Below are 26,083 nucleotides of genomic sequence, written 5' to 3' on the forward strand. Positions count from 1 at the left end.
ATGACGGCTCGCTCTTCGGAGACCCAGTACGTCACCTTCGCACTCGGTAGCGAGGTGTTCGCGGTCCCCGTCGCCGTGGTGCGGGAGATCCTCGATCATGAGGAAAGCTTCCGCATCCCGAACGGCCCGGACTATCTGATCGGCCTGCGCGACGTGCGCGGACAGGGCGTGCCGGTGATCGACCTCAGGCTGAAGCTCGGCCTCAGCCGCACCGTGCCGACCCCCAACACCCGCGTGCTGGTGGTCGACATCACTCTCGACGAGCGCCAGCTGACGCTTGGCCTGGTCGCCGACCGCGTGTTCGAGGTCGCCGCCTTCTGCGGCGACCAGCTGGAGGCGGCGCCGGACATCGGCGTTCACTGGAACTCCGACTACATCGACGGCGTCGTCCGTCGCGACCAGGGCTTCGTCGTCGTCATCGACCTCGCCAGGCTCCTGACCGCGAAAGACCTCGTCGCCCTCGGCGGGGCGGACAAGACAAAAGCCGTCGCGTGAGAAAATCGCGGGGCAGCAGTTTCTGCTGCCCCGCCGAAGACTTTGTACATGCAGCATGGTCTGCTCGCCCAGTACCAAGCCCTATTTCGCGCTGGCGTTGTCAGTACAGAAAAGGACTGGGGAGCTCCTGCCGAACAAGAGATCAAAAGCGCGCCAGCGTACGTGAAATAGGGGATGAGTCATGCGTATCACAATCAAAGCAAAGCTAGGGCTTGCCTTCGGATTCGTCATCATGCTGACGGCTGCGATGGCAGGCCTTGCCGTTTCGGACCTGTCGTCGCTCAATACGGCCGTCACCAACCTGGTCAACGGCCCGACCGCCGACCTTGAGAACATCCGGGTGCTGACCAACGAGTTCAACGCCATCGTTCGCAACGAAAAGAACGCTGTCATGAGCTCTGATTCTACCCAGATCGCGTCTTTCCGGGAGAAGGTCGATCAGAGCAGCCAGAAGATTCGCGATCTCTCCGACCAGATTGCCAACTCCACCGATCCGAACGTCGTCGCCGAAATTGCCAAGTTCAAGCCGCTGTTCGACCAGCGCGCGCCGCTATCGGAACAGACCCTCAATCTGGCCGCCATCAACACCGACGATGCCGATGAGCAGGCCTCAAGACTGAGCATGGGCAAGGCCCTTGAGGTCAGCTACGCCATTTATGCCGTGCTCGACGACATGGCCAACATCGTCAGCACGAACCTCCAGGCGACCGACGAAGCCACGGGTGCCGAGTACATCACCTCCCGCAACCTGCTCCTCGGCTGCATCGGCTTCCTGTCGCTCTTCTCGGTAACCGTTGCCGTGCTGATGTCGGTTTCGATCAGCCGCAGCCTCCGGAACGCCGGCACCGTGATGGGCAGGGTGTCCGACGGCGACCTGACCTGGAAGGCGGAAAAGCTTCCCAATGATGAAATCGGCGACATGCTGCGGCTCGTGGATACCATGGTCGAACGTCTGCGGTCGGTCGTGAGCGATGCGCTGGTCGCCTCCGACAACGTGTCGGCCGGCAGCCAGCAGCTGTCGTCGGCCTCGGAGCAGATCGCTCAGGGCGCCACCGAGCAGGCTTCGTCGGCCGAGGAAGCCTCCTCGTCGATGGAAGAGATGGCCTCCAACATCAAGCAGAACGCCGACAACGCCGCCCAGACCGAGAAGATCGCCCGCCAGTCCTCCAAGGACGCCGAGACCTCCGGTCAGGCCGTCACCCAGGCCGTCGCCGCCATGCAGACCATCGCCGAGAAGATCGGCATCGTCCAGGAGATCGCCCGCCAGACCGACCTCTTGGCCCTCAACGCCGCCGTCGAGGCGGCCCGGGCCGGCGAACACGGTCGTGGCTTTGCCGTCGTCGCCTCGGAAGTGCGCAAGCTCGCCGAGCGTTCGCAGGCCGCCGCCACCGAGATCTCGCAGATGTCGGTCGACACGGTTGCCTCTGCCCAGCAGGCCGGCGACATGCTGAACCGTCTGGTGCCGGATATCCGCAAGACCGCCGAGCTGGTGTCGGAGATCTCCGCCGCCTGCCGCGAACAGGACATCGGCGCCTCCCAGATCAACCAGGCGATCCAGCAGCTCGACAAGGTGACGCAGCAGAACGCCGGCGCCTCCGAAGAGATGTCGGCTACCTCCGAGGAACTGGCCGCCCAGGCCGAGGAACTGCAGGCCTCGATCGCCTTCTTCCGCGTCGAAAACGCAGCCGCCAACGCCAAGGCACCTCAGCGGAAGGCACAAGGACGGGTCACGCGGACGGTCGCCCACGAGCCCGTGCGGAAGCCGGCCGCGCTCGTCAAGAAGACCGCCAGCGCCAGCCGGTTGCAGCGCCCGACCGTCAAGGCCCAGCAGGAGGCCGTGCGCGGCTTCGCGCTCGACCTCGACATGGGCGGTCCGGATGACGACGACGCCGACTTCCGGGAAAGCGCCTGATCATGACGGCTCGCTCTTCGGAGACCCAGTACGTCACCTTCGCCCTCGGCAGCGAGGTGTTCGCGGTCCCCGTCGCCGTGGTGCGGGAGATCCTCGATCATGAGGAAAGCTTCCGCATCCCGAACGGCCCGGACTATCTGATCGGCCTGCGCGACGTGCGCGGACAGGGCGTGCCGGTGATCGACCTCAGGCTGAAGCTCGGCCTCAGCCGCACCGTGCCGACCCCCAACACCCGCGTGCTGGTGGTCGACATCACCCTCGACGAGCGCCAGCTGACGCTCGGCCTGGTCGCCGACCGCGTGTTCGAGGTCGCCGCCTTCCGCGGCGATCAGCTGGAAGCGGCGCCGGACATCGGCGTTCACTGGAACTCCGACTACATCGACGGCGTCGTCCGTCGCGACCAGGGCTTCGTCGTCGTCATCGACCTCGCCAGACTCCTGACCGCGAAAGACCTCGTCGCCCTCGGCGGGGCGGACAAGACAAAAGCCGTCGCGTGAGAAAATCGCGGGCGGCGATATTTCGCCGTCCGCACCCCACCCCTTACATGAGGACCGAAACTTGTCGTCTGTCGAAGCCCTACAATATGATCGTTCGGCCGACCGCCTCAGCGCGAAGAACTTCCGTCGGCTGTCGGGTTTCGTGAGCAGCTACAGCGGCATCAAGATGCCGCCCGGCAAGCAGACCATGCTGGAAGGCCGTCTCCGCCGACGCCTGCGGTCGACCGGATTCGCCTCGCTCGACGAGTACTGCACCTATCTCTTCGACAACGATGGCCTGGACGTCGAGGCGGTGGCGCTGATCGACGCGGTCACCACCAACAAGACGGACTTCTTCCGCGAGCCCAAGCATTTCGAGTTCCTGAAGCGATACGCGCTGCCGGCGCTCGTGCGAAACGGCCGCACCTCGCTCCGGCTGTGGAGCGCCGCCTGCTCGGTGGGAGCCGAACCCTACACGGCCGCCATGATCCTCGCGGACTTCGCCGAGAGTTCCGGCCCTCTCAACTACTTCGTCCTTGCAACCGACCTCTCCACCGAGGTCCTCGCGTCCGCCCGCAAGGGCATTTATCCCGCTGCCATGCTCGCTCCGGTACCGGAGGACTACATGCAGCGTTTCGTCCATCGCTCGAACGACCCCAAGAGCAATCTGGTTCGAATAGCGCCGGCTCTTCGGTCGAAGGTCGGGTTTGCCCGCATGAACTTCATGGACGAGACCTACCCGATCGGCGAGCCAGTCGACGTCATCTTCTGCCGCAACGTGCTCATCTACTTCGACAAGCCGACGCAGGCCAAGGTTCTGTCGCGCCTGTGCGACTGTCTGACGCCGGGGGGCTATCTGCTCATCGGCCACTCGGAGTCGATCACCGGCTTCAACCTGCCGGTTCGGACCGTGGCCAACACGATTTTCCAGAAGCTCTGAGACGCTTCCACTCGGCTTTCGCTTGCTTCCACCCGACAAGCCGCTGCATCCAAAGCCGACTTGCCGCTTCGATCACCCTCATGTTAGGCCAAGCAGGTCCAGCGTGGCGCCGCCAGACGGCGGGCCGCCACCAAGTCAGGCCCACCGCCGGAGCGAGATGACGTTGCCCTCCCAGAAACGCGTCCGCGTCCTCATCGTCGACGACTCCGCCTCGGTTCGGCAGACGCTGGCCACCATTCTCGGAAACGATCCGGAGATCGAGGTGATCGGTGTCGCCGCCGACCCCTTCGTGGCCGCCAAGCGGCTTCGGGAAGACATTCCCGACGTGATCACCCTCGATGTCGAGATGCCACGCATGGACGGCATCACCTTCCTCAAGAAGCTGATGGCCCAGCACCCCATTCCGGTGGTGATGTGCTCATCGCTGATCGAGGAAGGCTCGGAGACGTTGATGCAGACGCTGGAGGCGGGGGCGGTCGACGTCATCCTGAAGCCGAAGATCGCCGCCGCCGATCATCTCGCCGAGCAGGCCATGCTGATCTGCGATACCGTGAAGAGCGCCGCTCGCGCGCGCCTGGGGCGGCGGAAGACCGACAAGCCGGCCCTCGTGCCGGGAGCGAAAACGCCGGCGCCCAAGCTGACGGCCGATGCCATGCTGCCGCCTGCCGCGCATGGCGCCATGGCCAAGACCACCGAGATCATCGTCGCCGTCGGAGCGTCGACAGGGGGCACCGAAGCCCTGCGCGAGTTCCTGATGGCCCTTCCGGCCAACGCACCCGGCACTGTCATCGTCCAGCACATGCCCGAGCACTTCACCGCCGCCTTCGCCAAACGGCTCGACGGACTGTGCCAGGTCAGCGTCAAGGAGGCCGAGGATGGCGACCCGGTATTGCGCGGACACGTGTTGATCGCCCCCGGCGGACGACATCTTCTGCTGGAACGCCAGGGCGCCCGTTATCATGTCGCCGTGAAGGATGGTCCGCTGGTGTCGCGCCATCGACCGTCGGTCGACGTGCTGTTCCGCTCGACCGCCAGGGCGGCCGGCCCCAATGCCATCGGCGTCATCATGACCGGCATGGGCGACGACGGCGCCCGCGGAATGCTCGAAATGAAGGAAGCCGGCGCCCACACCATCGCGCAGGACGAGGAGAGCTGCGTGGTGTTCGGCATGCCGAGAGAGGCTATCGCGCGCGGCGGCGTCGACACCATCCTGTCGCTTGAGGACATCGCGCCGCACGTCATCCTGCAACAGTCGCGGCGGTGACCGGCGCCGATCGCTTTAAGCGATTTACGTCCGTCCGCCTGCCGAGGAGGACGGTCTCGCCGACGCCGTCTCGACCCTGGCGATGACCGACATGCCGGGCCGCAGACGCTCCGCCATCGGCTGATCGTCCGCCAGGCGAATGCGAACCGGGATGCGCTGAACCACCTTGGTGAAGTTGCCGCTGGCGTTGTCGGCCTTCAGAACGCTGAACTCGGATCCGGTGGCCGGGGCCAGTTCCTCGACAGTGCCCTGCAAGGCCGCACCATCGAGACCATCCACATCAATCGTGACGGGCTGGCCCACCTGCATGTGGGCGGTCTGCGTTTCCTTGTAATTGGCAACGATCCATCGAGTGGGCGGCACCAGAAACATCAACTGCGTGCCGGCCGTCACATATTGCCCTTTCCTGACCGAGCTTTCGCCGATCTGTCCGTCGGCGGGCGCGGTGATCACCGTGTTGCCGAGGTTGATGCGAGCAAGGTCGGCGGCCGCCTCGGCGGCGTGCACCTGCGCCGTCAGGCCCGAGCGTGACACGTCGGTGGCCCGCACCTGCGCCTCGGCCAGCCTGACGTTGGCCTCGGCTGCCGACACGCCGGCCTCGGCGACCTTGAGGGCGGCCACGGCACTGTCGAGATCGGTTTCGGCACGGATCCCTTTCTGGGCAAGCGAACTGACACGCGCGTAAGCCGCCTTGGCCTCTGCAAGCTGGGCGGCCGCCTGATCGAGTGATGCCTTGCGGACGGCGACCGTGGCGACGGTTTGGGCCATGGTCTGGTCGACGTTGACCAGCGAGGCTTTGGCGATGTCGAGCTGCGCCACGGCCTGTTCCAACTGCTGGCGGTAGATGCGATCATCGACGCGGACCAGGGGATCGCCGGCCTTCACGACCTGGAAGTCGCGCACCGGCACCTCGGTCACGTAGCCGCTGACCTGGGAGGCCAGTGCGGTCACCTGTCCGCGTACATAGGCGTTCTCCGTCACCTCGACGGTGCTGGTGAACGGCCAGAGATGCCAGGCCCACAACACGGCCGCCGTGCCGGCAAACGCCACGAGCAGCATGCCGAAGACCGTTGCGACGCCGGCCTTGGCAACCTTGGGCGGCGGCGCCGACCGCTGCGGAGAGGGGGCCGCATCGGTGGTCTCGGTATCCATGCTGCGGCGAGCGTGGCTGGTGACGGCGGTTGCCGCCTCCGGCGACGGTGGACGGATGGGCTGGTTCATTGCGGCGTGGTCCTGAGTTTGCGTGACTGCCGGTAGCGGGCGGCAGACAGGCGCCGCCGGGTCAGTCGCCGAGCCTTTTCGATGCTGCCCGTCAGGACGCGGAAGACGTCACTGGCGAAGGTCCAGAAGAGAAAGCAGAGGGCGATCAGGCTGTTGAGAAGCGAGGCATCGTTGTAGGCCCGGACATTGGCCTCGCGGGTGGCCGCTTGGGCGAGCAGCGTTCGCGCCTGAACGTCACGCCGCACCGGGTCGACGATCGTCTTGGCGTAGGCGCCTTGATAAAGCTTGATCCTCTGCGCGACTTGGGGATCGGCCGGATCGAGCGCATCGACGAGGACCGCCGAATATTCATGCTCCCGATAGAGCTGATAGGTCCCCAGCACCGCCGGGCCGGCAAGACCACCGATCCCCTGCGACAGGCTGAACAGCACCGAGAACGTGACGATGTGGTCGGTGCCACGCGACAAGGCCTTGGTGATTCCCATGAGCAGCAGCGGCCCCATGAACATGCCGGTGGCAAGCGAGATCATCAGCTGGCTGAGATAGACATCGTGAGGCCGGGTGAGATTGGTGGCGTTATGCTCGAGGTAACTGCCGGCGACCACCAGACCGATCGAGATGCCGAGGATTGCCAGCACGCGCTTGGGTCCGAACATCAGCGCCGAGATCACGGCTCCAACGATGGTGGCGGCGAAAATGACGGCATAGAGGGGCTGCAACTGATCCGGCCCCATGCCGAGCGTGCGAAGAAGTCCCGGCGCCGTGTAGCTCTGCTCGGACAGCAGGAAGCGCATACCGACCGCCCCCATGCCGAAGCGGAAGGCATCGCTGGTTCCGAGCCAGCGCGTCATGATCAAAGGGCGCGCCCGATGATGCTCGATCAGCACCGCCGCCAGGGCCATCGCCATGGCCGCGATGATGGCGTAGGCCATCCATGGATTGTCCTCCCACCATTCATAGCGCATCTGGGCGAACACGGCGCCGACCAGGGCGATCGCCGGAGCCATCAGGGCAAAGGACAGGAAATCGAGCGGCTCGAAAACGCGGATGCGGATGCCCTGCGGCAGTTTGACGATGACCATCGCCGCAAGGCTGATGAGCGCCATGCCGAGTTCCAGACGGTAGATCTCCCGAAAGTCGCCGGTGCTGGACAGAGATGGCGACAGGACCCAGGCGAGCGGCGTCATCGCCTGCATCAGCCCCAGAGCGAGGCAGAGGGCGCGGCCGAGATGCTTCAGCGGGAAGGCCTGCATCAGGTAGAACATGCCGAGCGCGCTCATCGGAGCGGCCGCGAAGCCGGCCACGGCGCGCAGCAGCAACGCCGTCGGATAATCGGCGACCACGAGATGCAGTACGCAGAGCAGGACATAGGCGGCGATGCCCGCCTCGGCGAAATGGCGGATACCGAAGCGCTGCCGGCACTTGAAGAGGATCAGGTTGGCCGACGCGTTGAACATGACATAGACGGCGGGCAGCCAGGCCGCTTCGGATGGGGTCAGGCCGAGATGACCCTGGATGTTCTGGAGGTTGGCCGAAACGAGACCGGTGCCGAGCCCGCTCGTCGTGATCACCAGCAGACCGACCAGGCCATAGGCCAGGCGACGGCCGGGCGAGTGCTTGACGAGGGCCGGCGACCCCGGCATGCGGGGGCGTTCCTCGGGATCCCAATCGGGTAGCGGATCGAGCGGTTGGGGGGTCATGTCGCCGCCTGCGCGTGCTCGGCCGGCCGCGGGCGCAACCCCGCGACCAGGAGTTCGAACGCCCTGAGGCTGAGCCTTGCCTGCTCGTCGGCCGAGCGACCGCGCAGTGCGGAACCGAGCATGCTGACCAGCAGCGTGACATCCTCGACCTGAATGTCGGGCCGGCATGTCCCGGCCTCGACGGCACGAAAGATCAGCGGCGAGAAGATCTGATGAAAGCGCTCGCGGACACGCCTCACTTCCGGCGCGCCCCGATCGAGCACGCGCCAGTAATCGACCAGCGACGAGCGGGAATGGATGCGTTCGGCGTGAAAGCGCAACAGCACGAAGAAGGCATCCTCCCGGTCACCGAGTTCGACCGCCTTGGCTGCGGTCTCTTCCAGCCCCCGCTCGAGAAGAGCGACGATCAGATGGTGACGATCGGGGAAATGCCGGTAGAGCGTCGCCCGGCCGACCCCCGCCTGCTGGCAGACGAGGTCGAGCGGCACGGTGATGCCATGGCTTGCGAAGACGAGATCGGCCGCAGCGAGGATGACCGCGCGGTTCTCCTCTGCGTCCCTTCTGAGCTTTGTCATGCGCTTCAAATCGGACAAAAATGTCCGATCGTCAATGCATGTCGCTCGCATCTGCAGGAAAACCCGGTCAAACTTAGGTGATGGGACTTATCTCACGGCAACACAGCCGCAACTGCGGTCCACGCCATTTCAAGTCTCTGGAGGAAATGGACACAAGTGCCCGTAGTTCTCACCCGCCGCTTTCGCCTAGAGCGCCTCCAGCAAAAGTGGGTACCGGTTTTCCGTCCGGAACTGCGTCGTAATAGAGCTTTTCCGGCGAACCCGAGGTCGCCGGAAAACTCTAGCGGCTCGACGGGCTGTGCCAACTGAGCGTCCAAGAGCCGAGAACGACGACCCGGCGTGCCGGTGCTGATCGCACCCAGAGGCCGGCTTCAGCGCCATCCTATCGCGTGAAGATATCGCGCCGCGCGTCGTGCAGCGGCAGGCGCGGCGGTGACCGGACCCGGCGGCCAGAGAGGTTCCCCGCTCATGGAGCCTCCGAGCGCTGGGACGGCCGCGAGAGCGGACACTTGTCCAGCCAGCTACCTCGCGGAAGTTCCGCTTTCCAGTTCGCGAGCGTATTTCATGACAGCCGCACGACGTGCGGGCGTGTCCGGATGGGTGGACAGAAAGCTGACTTCGCCCCGCGTCCCCGAAATCGTCTCGATACGGTCGAAAAAGCGGACGATGGCCGTCGGCTCGTAGCCGGCGGCGCGCATGATCTCGACGGAGCGGCGGTCGGCTTCCGCCTCGGCAGCGCGCGAATAGGACAGAGCCAGGATGGTACCGCCCTGGGTCAGCATGTCCTCCAACCCCGAGCCGACATCGCCGGCAATCAGCAAGATCATCGCCGTCACGCCAGCGACGCGGTAGATTTGCCGAAGGCTGTGCTTGCGCTCGACGTGGGCGATCTCGTGCCCCAGCACACCGAGGATCATTTCCCGATCCCCATCGGCAAGCTTCACGAGATCGTCGGTCAGGATGAGGTTGCCGTCCGGTAGCGCGAAAGCATTGGGGCCGATCGCCCCACCGTCGCGAAAGCTGAGCGTATAGGCAGTTGGTCCGCCTTCGGACGCGGCGGCCAGTCTCTCAAAGCCGTCGCTGATCGCCTGCCTCTCGTCCTCGGGCAGATGGGAAGGCCCCAACACGGTTCGGTCAAGCGAAGCCAACGCGCCAGAGCCGATCATTTCCGGCACGAACGGCGGCGTCACGAACACTGCGACTTCGACCAGAACCGGAACCGCATAGCGGTAGATCGCGAAGGCGAGGAAAATGACGGCGACGACGAAGACGAGGAGCCGGGGGCGGAACGCCTCCAGGCCATGGACCCAGCCGGACTTCGCCCCCTTGTGTCGGCGAAGCCAGGCATCGATGCCGTCGTTGTCGGCCGTTTCAAAGACGGATCCGTCCGGAAACGTCAGCCTGCGGGGGATCGAGCCGACACGCGGGCTGATCTCGACTTTTCTCTCGGACACGACGGCGCGAACGGCGCCATCGGCCATGACCGACAGCTCATCTCCGTTTGCTTGGAGATCGGCGGGAATAGAGCGGCTGGTGTTTGGTGGATGCCACTCGCCAACCGCGACCGGCTCGTCAGAAGCCAAAATCGAAGCCTTCCATGTCGACATATTCGGCGGAGATCGCCGATCCACTCGCTTCGATCTGCGACATTACCTCGCCAGGATCTCCATTGATACGGATGCCGGTGTGCTCGTTGGTGAAACGCGCCATGCGCACGGCGGCCCAGGGACGCATCAGGCCGAGCGTCAGTATGGTGACGAGAATGTTTGAGGCGGCGATCCAGGCATAGTGCAGCCGGGGGATGTCACTCAGCAACTCATGGCGGTCGTCCAGCAGTGCAGCTGAAAGAACGACGTTGCGGACGCCGATGCGGTAGACGAGAGCAACAAGAGCGTAGATGAGAAGAACGATGTACGGCAGAAACACCGAGAAGACCATAAAGCCGGCCCCAGGTTGGCCCGTGCTCTGACCAACTGCGAAACCTGCCGCAATGATCGTACCGACGATTGCGCTGCCAAGAGCAAACAGCAGGAACGGAAGCAGCCAAACGCGGTAGAGGGCACCGAGGCGCGGCGCAGTGGAAAAGGCTCTGTTGCCGTAACGGAGATTGTTGAGGATGTAGCGCCACAGCCAGCGACTCGCCAGAGGCGCCAGGATGCCGAGGGACAGGAAGGCGACGATGCCGCCGAGCGTCACCGCGACGAAGGCGCCGCCGGTCGAGCCCACGAAATCGAAGCGGACGTTGCGATAGCTGGTCACCCGCGCATTGAACCGCAGGCTGCGCTTGATGAGCCACGGAAGCCCGATCACGATCAGCAGCCAGGTCGCCAGCGTGAGAAATGGATTGATGATTCCGAGAACGTTGACGGCGATGAGCGCACCGATGACGATCAGCCGGCCGACGAAGATCTGACTTCCCTTGGCGTGATACTCGAACGTCCGCCCGAGAAGAACGGTGTTGCCGTGGAAGTAGCGCTTGCGGCGCACCTTGGCCCAGGCGGAGTAGATGCCGAGCGTAAGGATGGTCAGCAGGACGTTGACGATCCAGATACCGAAATACTCCGAAGCGCTGCCAGTGAACGAAGCACGCGCGAACCGGTCCGCCGGAACCGGCGGCGTATCAACCAAAGCCATGATCTAGATCCCCGTGTTCCCGCGGGACGATGCGCCATCTCCGCGGCACAGGGCAACCAGATACAACCAGAACATCTTTTCAACCTTAACGTTTATATCGAATAGGTAGTTCTCTCTACAAGACGGCCAGAATCCCTCATTGCCGAGACCGACGCCACCGCTCCCTTCTTTGGCAAGCCGCCATCACCCTTCAGCGAGCCCCAGCAGGGCCGGCACCAAGGCCCTGATCGCCGTGGCCGCGTCGCGATCGAGCGCCTTCAGCCAGCGCCTCGGGATGGCGTCGAGGCCATATGTCGCGCCGGCCAAGGCGCCGACGATGGCCCCGGTGGTGTCCGCGTCGCCACCGTGATTGACGGTGCGGATCAGACAGTCCTCGAAGGTATCGGTGGCAAAGTAACCGTCGAACACGGTCTGAAGCGTGTCGACGACATAGGCCGACGACAGCCCCCGATAGGGAACGAAACGGAAGGTCGGATAGCGGCCGACCAGACCATCCGCCAGTCGCGCGGCAGCGGCCCGCCCTCCTCCGGCAATCAGCGTGGCCAGCATGCCGGCCAGCGCGTCGCAAGCGGCGTCCGACAGCGGATGGTTGTGGGTGACATGCCCCTGCTCCACCGCCCAGCGGCGGGCGCGGGCCGGATCGCGATAGCTGGCGATCGCTGCCGGCAGAACGCGCATGGCAGCGCCGTTGCCCGCATCGCCCTCGTTCGGCGGGCCGATGACGATGCCACGCTGGATGTAGCGGCGGATGCCGCGCCGGCAGGTGTTGCCGACGTCGGGCGGCCCCGACTTGAGCCAGGCGGCGAACTCCTCGCAGAGATCGGTGAGGTCGAGTTCGCCCTTGCGGGCGAGCGAACGCCCCAGGGCCAGAGACATCGCCGTATCGTCCGTCACCGCGCCGGCCTTGAGGTGCAGCCAGCCACCCCCGACGATATCGCACAATAGGCCGTGCTCGACGGCGATCTCTCGCGGCGTCATGAACTCGACGGTAGCGCCGAGCGCGTCGCCAATGGCAAGGCCCAGGAAGGCGGCGAGAGCCCGGTCCGCAATGCCGGCATCGATCATGCAGGCCTCCCGTTGCCGACCGAAATGCCCGTGAGGACGAGCCAGCTCATCGCGACACGCTGAGTTCGTAGTCGCCGCCGATCACCAGATACTCTCCCTCGCCCTTGAGGGGGTGAGATGCCATCAGCGTGTTGAAGAACAGGATCTTCTCGCGCGGCACCCGTGCCGTGAGAATGACGTCACCGAAGCAGTCGGCGATGTCGCGTTCGGCCGTGAAGGACGACAGGCTGTTGAGGCGCATGACGATCCGGCGCCGATCGATCCGCTGCCGGATGGGATGTTCGTCGAAATCATTGACGCCGCGATGGAGCGTCAGGTGGGTTTCCGTCGGAGAGGCGAAGCGGACGAGCGCCCACTGGCAGAACTCGTAGAGCAGGTCGAGCTGGGCCATGATCGCGTTGTTGTGGAAGCGGCTCGACATCTTCTCGGCGACATAGGCCGCCCAGGCGGCCGGCGCCTGCCTCACCAGACGTTCCCGATGAAACGTTGGAAAGATGCCGAAGCGGCTTTCCACCCAGCCCTTCAGCACCGCCCCCTCCGGACCGTTGCTGTCGTAGCCCCAGCCCTTGATGAGCCTCAGATAGGACGAGCGATAGCGCCGCCGTCCCGCCGCGTTCCCCGGCTCGCGCTGCTCGCGGTCGATGCCGAACATCGCCATCATGTAACTGGCGAAGGCCTCGCCCGCCTCGGTCAGGTCCGCGGCGAGCCCGAGCATCTCGAACAATCCTCCGTTCATCTCGCGCACGCCGGAAACGTGGACGGGAACCGGGCGGGCGTTGAAGGCGACGTCGGCAAGAAAAGCCGTCGACAGCCCGACGAGATTGGTCGAGTGGCCGATCAGGCCGCCGTCCGGTGTTCCCTCCTCGCTGACTGCCGCTTCACTCACGATGAAGACCGCTCCAAAGCCCGGGGCTCAGCCGCCATCGATCGGTCGCAGGGCATCGCCGAACGACACGAAGGGACGGCGCGGCGGCGCGGCGGGCCGGGCAGGGTCGCGGTCCTTCAGGACCTTGAAAAGCCGTTTCTCAAGCGGCGAAGCGCCGGAGAACTCCCGATAGGCGCGCTCCAGCATGGAGCGGGCGCGGGCGGCGGCAACGGCATCGGGCAGGTCTTCGAGGTCATCGCCCGCCAGCATCTCGCCCATGCGTTTCATGACGTGAAGGCGGCAGACGGCGAGGCGCTCGGGATCGAAGCGAACGCCGAGGACATCGAAGAAGTCTTCGGCCGAGGAAAGGCGCCTCATCCTCTCAAGGATGCCGGTGGCGTCGGGAACAGGGCGATCTATAGGACAGGACATGGTGCCTCTCAGCAGAAGGACTTGCCGCAGGAACAGTGGGACGCGGCGTTCGGATTGTCGAAGACGAAGCCCGACTGATCGACGCCATCGACGAAGTCGACGACCAGTCCGTCGACGTGGCGCTGGGTCAGCAGGTCGAGATAGAGCCGGACGCCGCCCTGCTCGACCACGAGATCACCGGGGCGTTCGTCCGTCTCCAGGCCCATTCGATACCTGAGGCCGGCACAGCCTCCGGCTTCGACGATGATGCGCAAACCCTCGGCCTGCCCGTCGGCAGCGGCAAGAGCGGTTCGCACGGCGTCGGCAGCGTTTTCGGTGAGTTCGATCATGGTCATGTCCTCACCACCCGGAAACGAAGTGGTCTAAGCGGAGATTGCATGGCTCATGCCACATTCTAAGTGCCTGAAACTCAACGGACCTGAGTGGCTTGTCGGAAATCCGACATGTTGCCGGGTGCGGTTCACGCCGCCTCCTCCACGCGCCTGCGGAGGTCGGCGAGCCGGCTGAGGCCATCTTCGGCGCCGAAGCAATCGTTGAAGTCGGCGCAGACGGAGCAGGACGGCGCCGCGCAGAGCGAAAATCCCTCGGCTTCGCAGAGCACGCGATAGAAGTACTTCTTCCAGCGCATGTTGCCGGTATTGCCGGCGTGCAGGCTGCGGAAATGGCGGGCGAGCAAACGATTGAGCTCGCCACGGTCGTTCAGCCCCAAATCCTGCCAGAGATGATCGGGCCGCATGGCCCGACGGGCGATCAGGACGGACAGCCAGGTGGCCACCGGTTCGGGTCCGGCGCGATGCGCCATCAGCAGGTCGACGAGGAGAACCTCCTCTTCCGATGGCCCGCTCGGCGGAAGAGTGCGAAACGTCGGAGCGGAGTAGCCCGGAAAGCAGCTACCAAGGAGCCGATCGACGTCGGCGGGCGAAAGACCGAGGCCATCGATGGGGGGACTGCCGGATATCTCCGCCTCGGCCAGCGCAGCCGCAAGAATGGCGGCGAGGATATGGCTGTCGAAAGCCTCGGCTTCGTCCCGCGCCGGGCGGGCCGCGGCGCGGAGCACGGAGTAATGTCGGGCAAAGGCCGGCATGTGGCACCTCCTTCAGCTCTGTCGGGAATCCGACACGGCGAACGCCGCATTGTCGGATCCGATGAGTGTCTGAGGGAGATCAGCGCAAGGGCCGTGCCGGTTCAGTCGGCAAACAGCCGGACCGCGACGTCGCGGGGTCGGGCGGTATAGGGCCAGGACGTGACAATGAGGTCGGCACCAGCCGCCACATAGGCGGCCGCGTTGCTCGGATCGATACCGCCCGCCGCGCCCAGGCGAGCCCTCTTGCCCGGTTCCGGCAGACAGCCGACCAGTTCCGCCACCGCCTCAGGCGTGAACTTTTCAAGCTGGACCACGTCGAAGCCGGCGACAGCCGCCTCGACCGCCTCATCGATCGTACCGACCTCGACGGTCAGCGCCTTCTCGGGCTGGGTTCGCCTGAGGCGAGCCGCGATGTCGGACAGGCTCTCGCCACCAAGAAACACCCGGTGTTCCGGGAAGACGAGGATGGTCTCCGACAGACCATGGCGATGGAGAATGCCTCCTCCGGCCCGGACGGCCAGTTGCGACAGGGCGCGGGCGCCCGGCACCGTCTTGCGCGTGGTCGCCACCGGAACAGGGGCCGCCGCCTCGACCACCGCACGGGTGGCGGTCGCAATGCCAGAGAGGATTTCGAGCAGCGTCTGTGCCGCCTTCCAGGCGCGGTGCAACTCGCCGGCTCGCCCACTTGCCTCCAGAATCGGCGTCCCCGCCGGCAGCCGATCGCCATCGCTGGCGTGAAGATCGACGGCAAGGCCGTCCATCATCCTGGCGGCCACCTCAATGCCGGCGAGCACCATGTCGTGGCGCGCCGTGAAGGTCATGCGGCCGGTGCGATGCCCTATGCCCAGGGCGTCGGTGGTCAGATCGCCGGCCGGCACGTCCTCGGCCAGCAGACGTTCGATCTCGGCGCGGGAAATCACAGATCGATACCGATCATCACGTCGGACGCCTTGATGATGGCGGCGGCGTCCGCGCCGATCGTCAACCCCAGATCGTCGGCCGCCTCATTGGTGATCGCGGCGGTGACCACCATGCCGTCCACGATCTCCACCTTGACATGCGTGGTGGTGGCGCCACGTGTGAGAGCCACTACCTTACCCTTCAGGATATTCCGCGCCGAGAGCCGCATGGCCATCTCCGTGAGTGCGTGCCGTTTCACCTCGTTATATAGCCGAAACAATAACGTTCAAGGCGGTTGGCCCGGCACTTGCGAGGCACCGATCACTGACGCCCGCATTCCGACAAGGAGTCTCTTCATGACCCGTCGCCTGCTCGACCGCTTTCCGGCTCTCGATCCTGCCGACATCAATGCTTCCGAGCTGGCGGCGATCGTTTACGACGAGGGGGCTTCGGTGGACCATCTCATCGCCTTCTTCGCCGACGAACTCCAGGCCACGGGGCGCCGGGTGGGCGGCATCGTCCATCTCCCCGACGACGAGGAACCCGCGAGCAAAGACGTGACGCTGGTCGATCTTGTCGCCGGCGATCGCTGGCGGCAATTGCACGCATGCCCCTCCCCGGCCGAGGCCGCCATGACGAGGCAGCGCATCCTCGCGGCCATCGAGGCGCAGGCCGACCTTGCGATCCTTCCACGCTTTGGCGCGGCGGAAATCACCGGCGGCGGCCATGCCGACACCTTCGGTACGCTGGCCGCCTTCGGCCTGCCGATCCTGACGGCGATCCGCCGGGACGACGTGGAGGCCTGGTTGCGGTTCACCGGCGGCATCGGCACCCTGCTTGCCTGCCGCCTGCGCGTCGTGCGCGACTGGTGGCAGGAAACAGACGGCCGGCGGCAGAAGATGCTTGCCCGCATGAACGCAAAAAGCGGCAACGTCGTGCCGCTTCTGCCGACCTTCTGACGATGTGAAACAGGCTCACGCCGCCAGCTTGTCGGGCTCGGCGTGGCTCTGGCAGTTCTTCGGACAGACGCGGGCGCAGGCATTGCAGCCGATGCAGGCGCCATCGTTGTCGGCGACCATGATCTTGCGGTTGAGTTCGCCGTCGAAGTCGTCGTCGTCGTCCTCGACGACCTTGCCGAGAATTTCGCCCTCGTCATCGACGCCATAGAGATGCATGACGTCGCGGTCGCAGACCTTGAAGCAGCGGGCGCAGCCGATGCAGGCGCCGCCGTCGATCGAGACGAGAAACAGCGGCGTCCAGGGACTGCCGTCGCGGGTGGTATAGTCGGCCATCAATTGTCTCCAGCACGGATGGTTCAGGGGGGCGTCAGAAGTCGGCAACTTTGGGAAAGCGCTCGACCATGGCGACGGCTTCGTCGACCAGCTTGCCACCGGCGGCGGCCAGCGCCTCAAAATCGTCGAAGCCGAAGCGGTGGGCGTCGCGCAATGTCCTTGAGATCACCACCAGCCGGCCAGCGGTGAGCAGAACGCGACCGAAGCCCTCGTGGTTGAGTTTCAGCATCGGCGAGGCCAGCCGGCCGGTCGCCTGCTCAATGGCGAGACCGACCGCGCCATAGAAGGCCTCGACGCGATCGATGATGTCGGGATCGGGATCGTCGATGATCGGTCGCGACCGTCTTTCCGCGCGGCTGACGATGAAATCGGCCAGCACCTCGGCGTCGGACTTGCGGTCCCAGACGCCGTGACTGTCGGCGGCGCGGACGAGGCGGGCCAGTGTCTTGACGAAGGGATGATCGACGGCGGAGACTGGCGGGGCGATGTCACTCATGGCTCAATCGTCCTCGAAATCGGGTCGGGGCGCGGCAACGCCGGCCGCCTCAAGAACCTTGCGAAGCCATGGCGGCGGGCTGCCGGTCAGCATGGCGCGCACCTTTTCCAGTACGTCGTCAATGGCCGCCGGTTGTGCCTTGATCGGGTGGATGCGGCTTGCCACCGCCTTGGCGGCGGCCGGTCCGCCGATGGCCAGGCAGAACAGCAGATGACAGCCGGCGAGTGCATCGACCTTGGGCGTGATGCGGTCGTCGCCATCGGCCCGGTGCGTGCCGTCGCCCTCGGTGTTGCCCTCGAACTCAACGGCTTCGACGAAGCTCCAGCCGGACGGCGTCACATCGTAGATCGCGAATTTGGGCGCCGAACCGAAGTGGGCGTTGAGCCCCTTGAGATCGGAGGAGGCGATGGCGACCCGTACCGCGCCGGGCGGCGAAGTGGGTTTCGTTGCCGTGTCAGTGTCGACGAGGCTGAGGCGACGGACGGCTGTCATGGGGTGTCTCCCGGTTGCGGAGAGGATCGAGGCTGTCGGGGGTCGGATGGTGACGGTCGGATGCGATCAGGGTGTTCGCGACCTCGAAGATCAGGTCGCGCGTGCCCTCGTAGAGAACGCTGCGCCGGTGCTGCGCGCCGAGCCGGTCGAAGATTGGAAAGCCGACGCGAAACAGCGGGACTCCCAGCCGTTCCGACGCCTGCCGGCCATGAGCGTGGCTGACCAGGAGATCGACGCCGGCTGCCCGCTCCTCAAGGTCGCCGAGATCGCCCACGGTCACCTCGGCCGGGACGACGGCGAGAATGGGATTGTCCGGCGTCGCGGCGATCGCCACGGTGGTCTCGGCGCCCATTTCGGCGAAGAAGGCGGCCATCTGGTAGAGGAGGTCCGGCTCGGCGGCGACGGCGACCTTGCGGCCGCCGAAGTGGAAATGACCATCCAGCATGGCGTCCTGCAGCTGCGAGCGGCGGCGACGGATCGCGGCCGGCACCGGCCGGCCGGACAGGCGTGAGAGCTGCGCCACCAGGCGGTCGGCGGCGGCAAGGCCGGTCAGCGTCGGCAGGAGCGTGTAGGCAAGACCGGTCTTCCGGCGCAGCGCCTCGGCCGGCCGGCGCATGTGCTCGCCAATGGCGATGCAGTGGCAGGCGCCGCCAAGCGACTCGATGTCGGCGATAGGCGTGCCGCCGTAAGTTGAGGATACCCAGCGATCCGGCACCGTGCCGTCGAGCGAGCCGGAGATATCCGGCAGGATCACCGGTGCGAGACCGAAGGCCTCGACCGTCTGCCGCACGGTATCGATGTCGCCGACCGTGAAATGGCTGGGCGCAAGGATGACGAGACGCTCAGGGTCACGGCAGGTTGTTTGCCGGGTCAGCGCCTCGATCGTCGCCGTGACGGCGGCGCTCCAACCCTCCTCGATCGAGCCGCGGAAGTCGGGGGTCTCGGCTAGCACCACGCGGCAATCGCCGAGCACATCAGCACGGCGACCAGAGATCGAGGCGAGATCGGCGGCGAAATCCTCGCCGCGCGTTTCCACCAGCGCCGTTGTGCAGACGCCGATCAGCTTCGGGTTGGCGCGGGTCCGGATGTTGAGAAGAGCCTCTTCCAGGTGATCGGCGCCGCCGAGCACCGTCGATATCTCGTTCATCGCCGTCGTCTGGATGGGGATGGTTTCCTTGAAATGGCGGACGAGCAGCACCAGCGCGAAGGCGGTGCAGCCCTGGCTGCCATGGAGGAGCGGCATGGTGCCTTCGATGCCGAGAAAGGCATAGGCGGCGCCGAGCGGCTGCGACGACTTCAGCGGATTGGTGGAGAGGGAGCGGATTTCATTGACCGGCATGACCGTCTCCTCAGCAATCGTCGGCGTCTTCGAGGACGCCGCTGGCAAACTTGCGAAAGCTGTGAGCCACCTCGGCCGGCGGAATACCGGGGTCCGTGAGCCGACCCGCCTCGTCCCAGGGCGCCGGCTGGCGCAGGGCGGGGAACACCGGACTGTTGACGGCGAGGTCGATCCGCTTGAGCAGTTCGACGATGCCCTCGTAACCGGCGTAGGGGTGATGGCGCTCCTGATTGACGTCGAGCCAGGGCGCCTTCGCCTTCAGGGCGATGAACTGAGTACGACTGCCCGACAGCATGATGTCGGCCTCGCCATCGGCCAGCATGCGGTAGATCTCGCGCGGCGCCAGGCGGTCGAACAGGTGCTTCTCATCCCTCAGCGCGGCGAGCGCCCGCGCCTTGTCCTCGTCGGTCGACTTCTTGATCGAGGTACGGATCACCTCCATACCCGCCTCCTGAAGGGCATCAACCATCGACCAGCTCTTGACACCGCCGGTGTTGAGCAGCACCCGCTTGCCGGCAAGCCGCCGCTTGAAGGGCGCGATGCGCTGCCAGGCGATCGCCTCTTCGCGGGTGATCAGCGCCTCGGCCCGGTCGAGGAGGTCGGCGGGCGCGCCCTGTTCCACCAGCAGCCGGCAGAGGCCGCGGATGGCCGACGAGGTGTCGGAGATGCCGTAGAAGGACCCCTCGAAATAGGGGATACCCCAGCGCTCCTCCATCCGGCGGGCCAGAGCAATCAGCGCCGACGAGCAGACGATCATGTTGGCCTTGGCGCGATGGGCGGAGGCGACATCGCGATAGCGGGCGTCGCCGGGAATGACGGCGCGCAAGCGGATGCCGAGCTCTTCGAGCAGCGGCTTCACGAACCAGAACTCGCCGACCAGATTGTACTCGCCGAGGATGTTGACGTCGTAGAGGCCGACGTCATCGGGCTCGATGGTGCCGATGACATGCTCAAGCAGCGTCTCGCCGGCCAGCTTGTTGCCGAGGTTCTTCGAACCGGCGAAACCGGGAGCATCGACGGGCACCACCGGCCGATCGAAGCGTTCGCTCGCCCGCTTGCAGACGGCGGCGACATCGTCGCCGATCAGCGCGGTGACGCAGGTGGAATAGACGAAGACGGCGGGCGGATCGTGCCGCTCGACGATGGTCCGGATCGCCTTGAACAGTTTCTTCTCACCGTTGCCCATGACGATGTCGAGCTCGGAGAGATCGGTGGTGAACGACCGCCGCCAGAGGTCGGAGCCGGAGGAGGCCGCGTGGCGATTGTCCCAGGAGTTTCCCTCGCAGGCGAGCGGGCCATGGATGAGATGGGCGACGTCGGTGATCGGCTGAAGCACGATCTTGGCGCCGTCGAAAGCGCAGCCTCCCGCCGCCGCGCCGGGCGTCAGCGGCTTCGAGCACCCCTTCTTGCGCGTCGTCTCGGACTTTTCCCGATTGGTCGGGCAAGCCGGCTCGTCGAACAGGGTGGCTATCCTGGCCTTCAGGGACATCGGCGCCTCTCTGGTGTCATGTGCGAGGAGAGCCGGCTCCGAGTGTCGGAGCCGGCGTTGGCCGATCAGCGGGTCAGATCGAACGAGATGTCCGTCTCGCCGGCGATGTTGGTCTCGGCGTCGAGCTTGTCGAACAGCTTGTCGAGGATGGTGGTGAGCACCCTGAGGCCGCCCTGATAGCCGATCACCGGGAAGCGGTGATGGTGGTGACGATCGAAGATCGGGAAGGTCAGGCGGATCAGCGGCGTCTTGGTATCGCGTTCGAGATACTTGCCGTGGCTGTTGCCGATCAGGAAATCGACCGGCTCGGTGAAGAGCAGCGAGCGCAGGTGCCAGAGATCCTTGTGCGCGTAGGCCTTGCAGTCCTTGCCGAAGGGCGAGCCGTCGAACAGCTTCCGCATGCCCTCGGCCCACTCCTTGCCGCCGTTGGTCGACAGGCAATGGACGGGCTCGCCGCCGGTCTCCAGAATGAACCGGGCCATCGCCTCGACGAAGTCCGGATCGCCGAAGATGGCGTAGCGCTTGCCGTGCAGATAGGCCTGGCTGTCGGCCATGGCGTCGACGAGGCGGCCACGCTCCAGACGAAGCGCCTCGGGAATGGTCTTGCCGGAGAGCGCCGAGACCTTCATCAGCAGCTCGTCGGTGGCTTTGACGCCGAGCGGATAGTGGAAGCTCGCCGTCTCCTGGCCGACGCTCGCCGCATATTCCAGCGTCTTGCGGCTGTTCCAGTGCTGGAGGGCGACGGTCGCCTTGGCGCCCCTGGCCGCCTTCAGTTCATCGATGGTGGTACCGCCGTCATACATGCGGTACTCGCCGTCCGACGGGGTGTCGAACTGATCGGATGCGTCACCGATGAAGGTATAGCTGACGCCCATCAGGCCGAGGATGCGGGCGAACTCGCGGTTGTTGCCGACGCAGAAGCCATCGAAGCCCGGTACGATGTTGATGGTGTCGACCGACGCGGCGACGACCGGGCTGTCCTTCCAGAAGTGCTCGAGAATGCCCTTGATGGCGTTGTCGTAGCCATCGATGTGGCTGCCGACGAAGGACGGTGTATGGGCGAAGGGCACGTCGAAGTCTTCAGGCACCGAGCCCTTGGCCTTGGCGTTGCCGATGAAGCCGTGCAGGTCGTCACCAATCACCTCGGCCATGCAGGTGGTGGAGACGGCGATCATCTTCGGCTGGTAGAGCGAATAGCAGTTGGCGAGGCCATCGATCATGTTGTTGAGGCCCCCGAACACCGCTGCGTCCTCTGTCATCGAGGAGGAGACCGCCGTGCAAGGCTCCTTGAAGTGGCGCGAGAGATGCGAGCGGAAATAGGCGGCGCAGCCCTGCGAGCCATGGACGAAGCTCATGGTCTTCTCGAAACCGGCGGCGGCGAACACGGCGCCGAGCGGCTGGCAGGCCTTGGCGGGATTGATGACCAGCGCCTCCCGGGCGAAGTTCTTTTCCCGGTAGTCCCACCCCTTGGTGTATTCGGACTGAAGGGCCGTGGCGTCGATGCCGGCGGCACCGTCGCAGGCCTTCTTGCGGGCGAACATCTCCTGGTATTCCGGTTCGCGGAACAGAGGACCATGGTCAAGGATCTTTTCGACTGACTGGGGCATTGTCTGACCTCATCGCCCGCGCCGCGCCATACGGCGGCAGACGGGCATGGGAGTATCGGTCACGCGCCAAAGGGCGTGGTGGACGTGTCAAGGCTGTCGGGAAGCCCACTCCCCTTCACGGGAGGGAGCGTCAGGTCATTCGGCGGCCGCGAGGAGTTCGCCGCCGTCCGTCCAGGGGGCGTCGAACAGATCCCAGACCGGGTTGTTGATGGCCAGATCCATGTCGCGGGCGAAGATGGCGAAGCCGTCGTAGCCGTGATAGGGGCCCGAATAATCCCAAGAGTGCATCTGGCGGAAGGGAATGCCCATCTTCTGGACGGGGTACTTTTCCTTGATGCCCGAGCCGACGAGATCGGGGCGGATCTTCTCGACGAACTTCTCCAACTCGTAGCCAGTGACATCGTCGTAGATCAGCGTGCCGGGCTTGGCATAGTGACCGGTGCGCTGGTAGTCGTCGTTGTGGGCGAACTCGTAGCCGGTTCCGGCAATCTCCATGCCGAGATCCTCGTAGGCGGTCATGACGTGACGCGGCCGGAGCCCGCCGACGTAGAGCATGACCTTCTTGCCCTTGAGGCGCGGGCCGTATTTCTCGACGATGCCATCAACCAGCGGCTTGTACCTGGCGATGACCTCCTCGGCCTTGGCCTCGATCTCGGGGCCGAAGTGCCTGGCGATCTTGCGCAGGCTGGCGGCGATCTGCGACGGGCCAAAGAAGTTGTACTCCATCCACGGAATGCCGTACTTCTCTTCCATGTGCCGGCAGATGTAGTTCATCGAGCGGTAGCAGTGGATGAGGTTGAGCTTGGCCTTCGGCGCCCGCTCCATTTCCGCCAGCGTCGCATCGCCCGACCAGTTGCCACAGATGCGCAGCCCCATTTCCTCGAGAAGACGGCGTGACGCCCAGGCGTCGCCGCCGATGTTGTAGTCGCCGACGATGTTGACGTCGTAGGGGCCGGCTTCCCATTCCGCCTCGGCGCTCTTGTCGAGCACCCAATCGCGGATGGCGTCGTTGGCGATGTGGTGGCCGAGCGACTGCGACACGCCACGGAAGCCCTCGCAGCGGACGGGGACGATGGTCTTGCCGATTTCCTTGCCCTTGCGACGGGAGACGGCCTCGATGTCGTCGCCGATGAGACCGATCGGGCACTCCGACTGCACCGAGATGCCGCCGTTGAGCGGGAACATCTGCTCGATCTCGTCGATCACCTTGTCGAGCTTCTTGTCGCCACCGAAGACGATGTCCTTCTCCTGGAAGTCGGAGGTGATCTGCATGGTGCCGAAGGCATCGATGCCGGTGGTGCCGACATAGTAGTTGCGGCGTTGCGACCATGAATACTGACCGCAGCCGACGGGGCCATGGCTGATGTGGACCATGTCCTTCACCGGCCCCCACACCACGCCCTTGGAGCCGGCGTAGGCGCAGCCGCGAATGGTCATGACGCCGGGGATCGACTTGATGTTCGACTTGACCTCGCACTCGGTGAGAAGCGGGCCCTCCTCGCCGACCGGCGCATCCGGTGCCGCCTCGGCCGCCTTGGCGACGGCCAGGTGCTTCTTGCGCCGCTTGGCGAACTTGTCGGGATATTGCGCAAGGACCTCGGTGATGTACTGCTCGTGGGCCTTGCCGTCGTTTTCGTAACTGTCGCTCATGGACTTGTCCTCGCGGAAGGGGCCGAAAAATGAACGCGAAAGCCGGGGTCAAGGCCCGGCCTCCGCCTCCTCCCGGAAATCAGGCGGGAACCGCGGCCTGGCGGGCGGCTTCCTTGGCGGCGAGTTCGGCGATCATCTGCTCGTCGGTCTTCATGATGCCGAAGGCCAGCAGCATGTCTTCCAGCTCTTCCATGGTGATCGGCGTGGGTATGGTGCCCTTGCCGCCGTTCTCATGGATCTTGGTGGCGAGCTGGCGGTACTCCTCGGCCTGCTTGCTGTCCGGGGCGTACTGGATGACCGTCTGCTTGCGCAGTTCGGCATGCTGGACGATGTTGTCGCGCGGCACGAAGTGGATCAGCTTGGTGTTGATGCGCTTGGCCAGCGCCTCGGCAAGATCGAGTTCGCGGTCGGTCTGGCGCTCGTTGCAGATCAGGCCGCCGAGGCGCACGCCACCGGTATTGGCGTATTTCAGGATGCCGCGCGAGATGTTGTTGGCGGCATAAAGTGCCATCATCTCGCCGGACATGACGATGTAGATTTCCTGCGCCTTGTTCTCGCGGATCGGCATGGCGAAGCCGCCGCACACCACGTCGCCAAGCACGTCGTAAGAGACGTAGTCGACGTCTTCATAGGCGCCGTTCTCCTCAAGGAAGTTGATGGAGGTGATGACGCCACGGCCGGCACAGCCGACGCCGGGCTCCGGACCACCAGATTCGACGCACTTGATGCCCTTGTAGCCGACCTTCAGAACGTCCTCGAGTTCGAGGTCCTCGACCGATCCGTGTTCGGCGGCGAGATGAAGGACGGTGTCCTGCGCCTTGGCGTTCAGGATGAGGCGCGTCGAGTCGGCCTTGGGGTCGCAGCCGACGATGAGAATCTTCTGCCCCATCTCGACGAGGGCGGCGAGCGTGTTCTGGGAGGTGGTCGACTTGCCGATGCCACCCTTGCCGTAAAAAGCGATCTGGCGGAGTGCTGCCATGGTCATGGTTCCTTGTCTTCACGAAAAGCATCGGGAGGTGGATGCGAATTCGGTCGGCAGCGACGGGCCGCCTCACAGCTCTCCAATTTCAAGGGTCGTGCCAACTGACGAAGAATCCATAAAATCATTTCAAATCATATATTTGCTCATCTTCTCGAGAGGCTACACCGGGCAACAGGCGCTGTCGCGGGTCCGACAAAAGTCGACAGTCGATGTCGGGAGATCGAGCATCCGAACAAAAAGGCCGCCCCGAGGGGCGACCAGAAGAGCGAACGAGGGGAGATGGGAAGGCCCGCCTGACAAGGTTCATCCGGCGAGGATCTGCGCAGCCTCGGCGAGTGGCAGGTCGAGCAACAGGATTCCCTCGGCGGCAAGGAAGCGTCGCTCGTTGACGGTCAGCGCGGACGCTTCCGCCACGCAAACGTGCGACCCGGCCGAGCGCTTCAGGATCTGCCGGGCATAGGTGCGCAGCATCTGGTCGTGGAAGCGGCATCCGAGGAACAGGAAGCCGCGCGTCGCCCGCCGCGTCCGCACCTCCTCCGGGATCGGCGTCTGAATGTCGATCTCGGTCAGCACCTCGACGTAATCGCTGTCGGATACCAGCACGTCACCGTCCGGCCTCATGCCGCCGTGCGGCCTGTAGAGCAGCGTGCGCGCCTTGTCCGGCTCGGTGGGATGTCCAAGGAGGTCGAAGGCCCGATGCCAGCGGCTTTCGCCGATGGCGGCGCGCGACTGTCCCTGAACGTCGACGACGTCGGTTCGTCCGGCCTCGGCCATGGCGGCGACCAGCACACCGTCATACCAACTGTCGACGACGAGACCGAGCGGCAGCTCGGCCAGAAAGCGATGGAAGGCGGAGGGTGTCGGTTCGACGGCAAAGACGTCCGCCATCAGCTTCTTCAGCGTCCGACGGTGACGATGGCTTTCGATGTATTGGGCGACGGCCCACATGTTGCCGCGGATGCGGCCGGGCACGGGAACGCGCTTCTGGAGAGCGGTGGCGATGTCTTCCGGCGAGGCCGGCACCGCCGCCGGCCCTTCGAGCGTCAGGAGGCCGGGGCCGAGATAGGGAACAAGGCGATCGGCGAGAAGCTCGGTTCGCTGGTGCGAGAGCGCGTCGCGGGCGGCCTCTCCAGAGAGAACGTCGAGGCGGCCGCCAGCAAGAAGCGCGCTCAT

The 26,083-nt window shown here is 65.1% G+C and carries 27 protein-coding genes; 6 read left to right on the forward strand and 21 right to left on the reverse strand.

All coding sequences use genetic code 11. The annotated features are described in order from the left end of the window. The 5 genes from QQZ18_RS13640 (at position 1) to QQZ18_RS13660 (ending at position 5,087) form a co-directional block, all read left to right on the forward strand. Positions 1-495, forward strand: coding sequence for a chemotaxis protein CheW (locus QQZ18_RS13640; protein ID WP_284541466.1), 495 nt, complete (start codon positions 1-3; stop codon positions 493-495). Positions 496-676: 181 nt separating this feature from the next. Further along, a complete protein-coding gene (locus QQZ18_RS13645) occupies positions 677-2,407 on the forward strand; it encodes a methyl-accepting chemotaxis protein (RefSeq protein ID WP_284541467.1) in 1,731 nt (576 codons plus the stop codon). A 2-nt stretch (positions 2,408-2,409) separates the two neighbouring features. After that, positions 2,410-2,904 carry a chemotaxis protein CheW gene (locus QQZ18_RS13650; protein WP_284541468.1) on the forward strand — a complete coding sequence of 165 codons (495 nt, stop codon included), beginning with the start codon at positions 2,410-2,412 and terminating at the stop codon, positions 2,902-2,904. 61 nt (positions 2,905-2,965) lie between these two features. After that, positions 2,966-3,823: a CheR family methyltransferase gene (locus QQZ18_RS13655; protein WP_284541469.1), complete on the forward strand. Its 858-nt coding sequence runs from the start codon at positions 2,966-2,968 to the stop codon at positions 3,821-3,823. Between the two features lie 157 nt (positions 3,824-3,980). Continuing rightward, positions 3,981-5,087 carry a protein-glutamate methylesterase/protein-glutamine glutaminase gene (locus QQZ18_RS13660; protein ID WP_284541470.1) on the forward strand — a complete coding sequence of 369 codons (1,107 nt, stop codon included), beginning with the start codon at positions 3,981-3,983 and terminating at the stop codon, positions 5,085-5,087. Positions 5,088-5,111: 24 nt separating this feature from the next. On the opposite strand, the gene QQZ18_RS13665 is transcribed toward QQZ18_RS13660, so the two are convergent. From QQZ18_RS13665 to QQZ18_RS13720, 12 genes are all read right to left on the reverse strand, one after another. Beyond that, a complete protein-coding gene (locus tag QQZ18_RS13665; RefSeq protein ID WP_446728659.1) occupies positions 5,112-6,146 on the reverse strand; it encodes an HlyD family secretion protein in 1,035 nt (344 codons plus the stop codon). A 158-nt stretch (positions 6,147-6,304) separates the two neighbouring features. Further along, positions 6,305-8,008, reverse strand: a complete 1,704-nt coding sequence (locus tag QQZ18_RS13670) for an MFS transporter (RefSeq protein ID WP_284541472.1) — start codon at positions 8,006-8,008, stop codon at positions 6,305-6,307. Next, on the reverse strand, positions 8,005-8,583 hold the full coding sequence (locus QQZ18_RS13675; RefSeq protein ID WP_284541473.1) for a TetR/AcrR family transcriptional regulator: 579 nt from the start codon (positions 8,581-8,583) through the stop codon (positions 8,005-8,007). The genes QQZ18_RS13670 and QQZ18_RS13675 overlap by 4 nt, the downstream gene beginning before the upstream one ends. Before the next feature lie 521 nt (positions 8,584-9,104). After that, positions 9,105-10,190, reverse strand: a complete 1,086-nt coding sequence (locus QQZ18_RS13680) for a M48 family metallopeptidase (RefSeq protein ID WP_284541474.1) — start codon at positions 10,188-10,190, stop codon at positions 9,105-9,107. Further along, on the reverse strand, positions 10,156-11,217 hold the full coding sequence (locus QQZ18_RS13685) for a YjgN family protein (RefSeq protein WP_284541475.1): 1,062 nt from the start codon (positions 11,215-11,217) through the stop codon (positions 10,156-10,158). Before QQZ18_RS13685 ends, QQZ18_RS13680 begins: the two co-directional genes overlap by 35 nt. 183 nt (positions 11,218-11,400) lie before the next feature. Beyond that, a complete protein-coding gene (gene draG / locus QQZ18_RS13690) occupies positions 11,401-12,282 on the reverse strand; it encodes an ADP-ribosyl-[dinitrogen reductase] hydrolase (protein WP_284541476.1) in 882 nt (293 codons plus the stop codon). Between the two features lie 46 nt (positions 12,283-12,328). Further along, entirely contained in the window at positions 12,329-13,168 is an 840-nt protein-coding gene (locus QQZ18_RS13695; protein ID WP_284541477.1) for an NAD(+)--dinitrogen-reductase ADP-D-ribosyltransferase, read from the reverse strand. A 27-nt stretch (positions 13,169-13,195) separates the two neighbouring features. Beyond that, a complete protein-coding gene (gene nifW, locus QQZ18_RS13700) occupies positions 13,196-13,579 on the reverse strand; it encodes a nitrogenase stabilizing/protective protein NifW (protein ID WP_284541478.1) in 384 nt (127 codons plus the stop codon). An 8-nt stretch (positions 13,580-13,587) separates the two neighbouring features. Beyond that, positions 13,588-13,908 (reverse strand): HesB/IscA family protein, encoded by a 321-nt coding sequence (locus QQZ18_RS13705; RefSeq protein WP_284541479.1) that lies wholly within the window; start codon positions 13,906-13,908, stop codon positions 13,588-13,590. A 131-nt stretch (positions 13,909-14,039) separates the two neighbouring features. Further along, positions 14,040-14,663: a nitrogen fixation protein NifQ gene (locus tag QQZ18_RS13710; protein ID WP_284541480.1), complete on the reverse strand. Its 624-nt coding sequence runs from the start codon at positions 14,661-14,663 to the stop codon at positions 14,040-14,042. A gap of 101 nt (positions 14,664-14,764) precedes the next feature. Then, positions 14,765-15,583 (reverse strand): ModD protein, encoded by an 819-nt coding sequence (gene modD / locus QQZ18_RS13715; protein WP_284541481.1) that lies wholly within the window; start codon positions 15,581-15,583, stop codon positions 14,765-14,767. Continuing rightward, entirely contained in the window at positions 15,580-15,792 is a 213-nt protein-coding gene (locus QQZ18_RS13720; protein WP_284541482.1) for a TOBE domain-containing protein, read from the reverse strand. The genes modD and QQZ18_RS13720 overlap by 4 nt, the downstream gene beginning before the upstream one ends. 127 nt (positions 15,793-15,919) lie before the next feature. On the opposite strand from QQZ18_RS13720, the gene QQZ18_RS13725 reads away from it, so the two are divergent. After that, positions 15,920-16,522: a DUF2478 domain-containing protein gene (locus tag QQZ18_RS13725; protein WP_284541483.1), complete on the forward strand. Its 603-nt coding sequence runs from the start codon at positions 15,920-15,922 to the stop codon at positions 16,520-16,522. 15 nt (positions 16,523-16,537) lie between these two features. Here QQZ18_RS13725 and fdxB read toward each other — a convergent pair whose 3' ends face one another. The 9 genes from fdxB to QQZ18_RS13770 form a co-directional block, all read right to left on the reverse strand. Next, positions 16,538-16,855, reverse strand: coding sequence for a ferredoxin III, nif-specific (gene fdxB / locus QQZ18_RS13730; protein WP_446728648.1), 318 nt, complete (start codon positions 16,853-16,855; stop codon positions 16,538-16,540). 34 nt (positions 16,856-16,889) lie between these two features. Then, positions 16,890-17,351 (reverse strand): NifX-associated nitrogen fixation protein, encoded by a 462-nt coding sequence (locus QQZ18_RS13735; protein WP_284541485.1) that lies wholly within the window; start codon positions 17,349-17,351, stop codon positions 16,890-16,892. A 3-nt stretch (positions 17,352-17,354) separates the two neighbouring features. Then, positions 17,355-17,843, reverse strand: a complete 489-nt coding sequence (gene nifX, locus QQZ18_RS13740) for a nitrogen fixation protein NifX (RefSeq protein ID WP_284541486.1) — start codon at positions 17,841-17,843, stop codon at positions 17,355-17,357. Then, positions 17,806-19,182 carry a nitrogenase iron-molybdenum cofactor biosynthesis protein NifN gene (gene nifN, locus QQZ18_RS13745; RefSeq protein WP_284541487.1) on the reverse strand — a complete coding sequence of 459 codons (1,377 nt, stop codon included), beginning with the start codon at positions 19,180-19,182 and terminating at the stop codon, positions 17,806-17,808. The genes nifX and nifN overlap by 38 nt, the downstream gene beginning before the upstream one ends. Before the next feature lie 10 nt (positions 19,183-19,192). Then, positions 19,193-20,671 carry a nitrogenase iron-molybdenum cofactor biosynthesis protein NifE gene (nifE, locus tag QQZ18_RS13750; RefSeq protein WP_284541488.1) on the reverse strand — a complete coding sequence of 493 codons (1,479 nt, stop codon included), beginning with the start codon at positions 20,669-20,671 and terminating at the stop codon, positions 19,193-19,195. A gap of 65 nt (positions 20,672-20,736) precedes the next feature. Continuing rightward, complete coding sequence (gene nifK, locus QQZ18_RS13755; protein WP_284541489.1) at positions 20,737-22,278, reverse strand: nitrogenase molybdenum-iron protein subunit beta; 1,542 nt, start codon at positions 22,276-22,278, stop codon at positions 20,737-20,739. A gap of 135 nt (positions 22,279-22,413) precedes the next feature. Next, the gene (gene nifD, locus QQZ18_RS13760; RefSeq protein ID WP_284541490.1) at positions 22,414-23,928 is read right to left on the reverse strand and encodes a nitrogenase molybdenum-iron protein alpha chain; all 1,515 of its coding nucleotides are present in this window, start codon (positions 23,926-23,928) and stop codon (positions 22,414-22,416) included. Between the two features lie 79 nt (positions 23,929-24,007). After that, positions 24,008-24,907: a nitrogenase iron protein gene (gene nifH / locus QQZ18_RS13765; RefSeq protein WP_284541491.1), complete on the reverse strand. Its 900-nt coding sequence runs from the start codon at positions 24,905-24,907 to the stop codon at positions 24,008-24,010. Positions 24,908-25,213: 306 nt separating this feature from the next. Next, the gene (locus QQZ18_RS13770) at positions 25,214-26,083 is read right to left on the reverse strand and encodes an SIR2 family NAD-dependent protein deacylase (RefSeq protein WP_284541492.1); all 870 of its coding nucleotides are present in this window, start codon (positions 26,081-26,083) and stop codon (positions 25,214-25,216) included.

Source organism: Pleomorphomonas sp. T1.2MG-36 (assembly GCF_950100655.1).
Classification (GTDB): Bacteria; Pseudomonadota; Alphaproteobacteria; order Rhizobiales; family Pleomorphomonadaceae; genus Pleomorphomonas.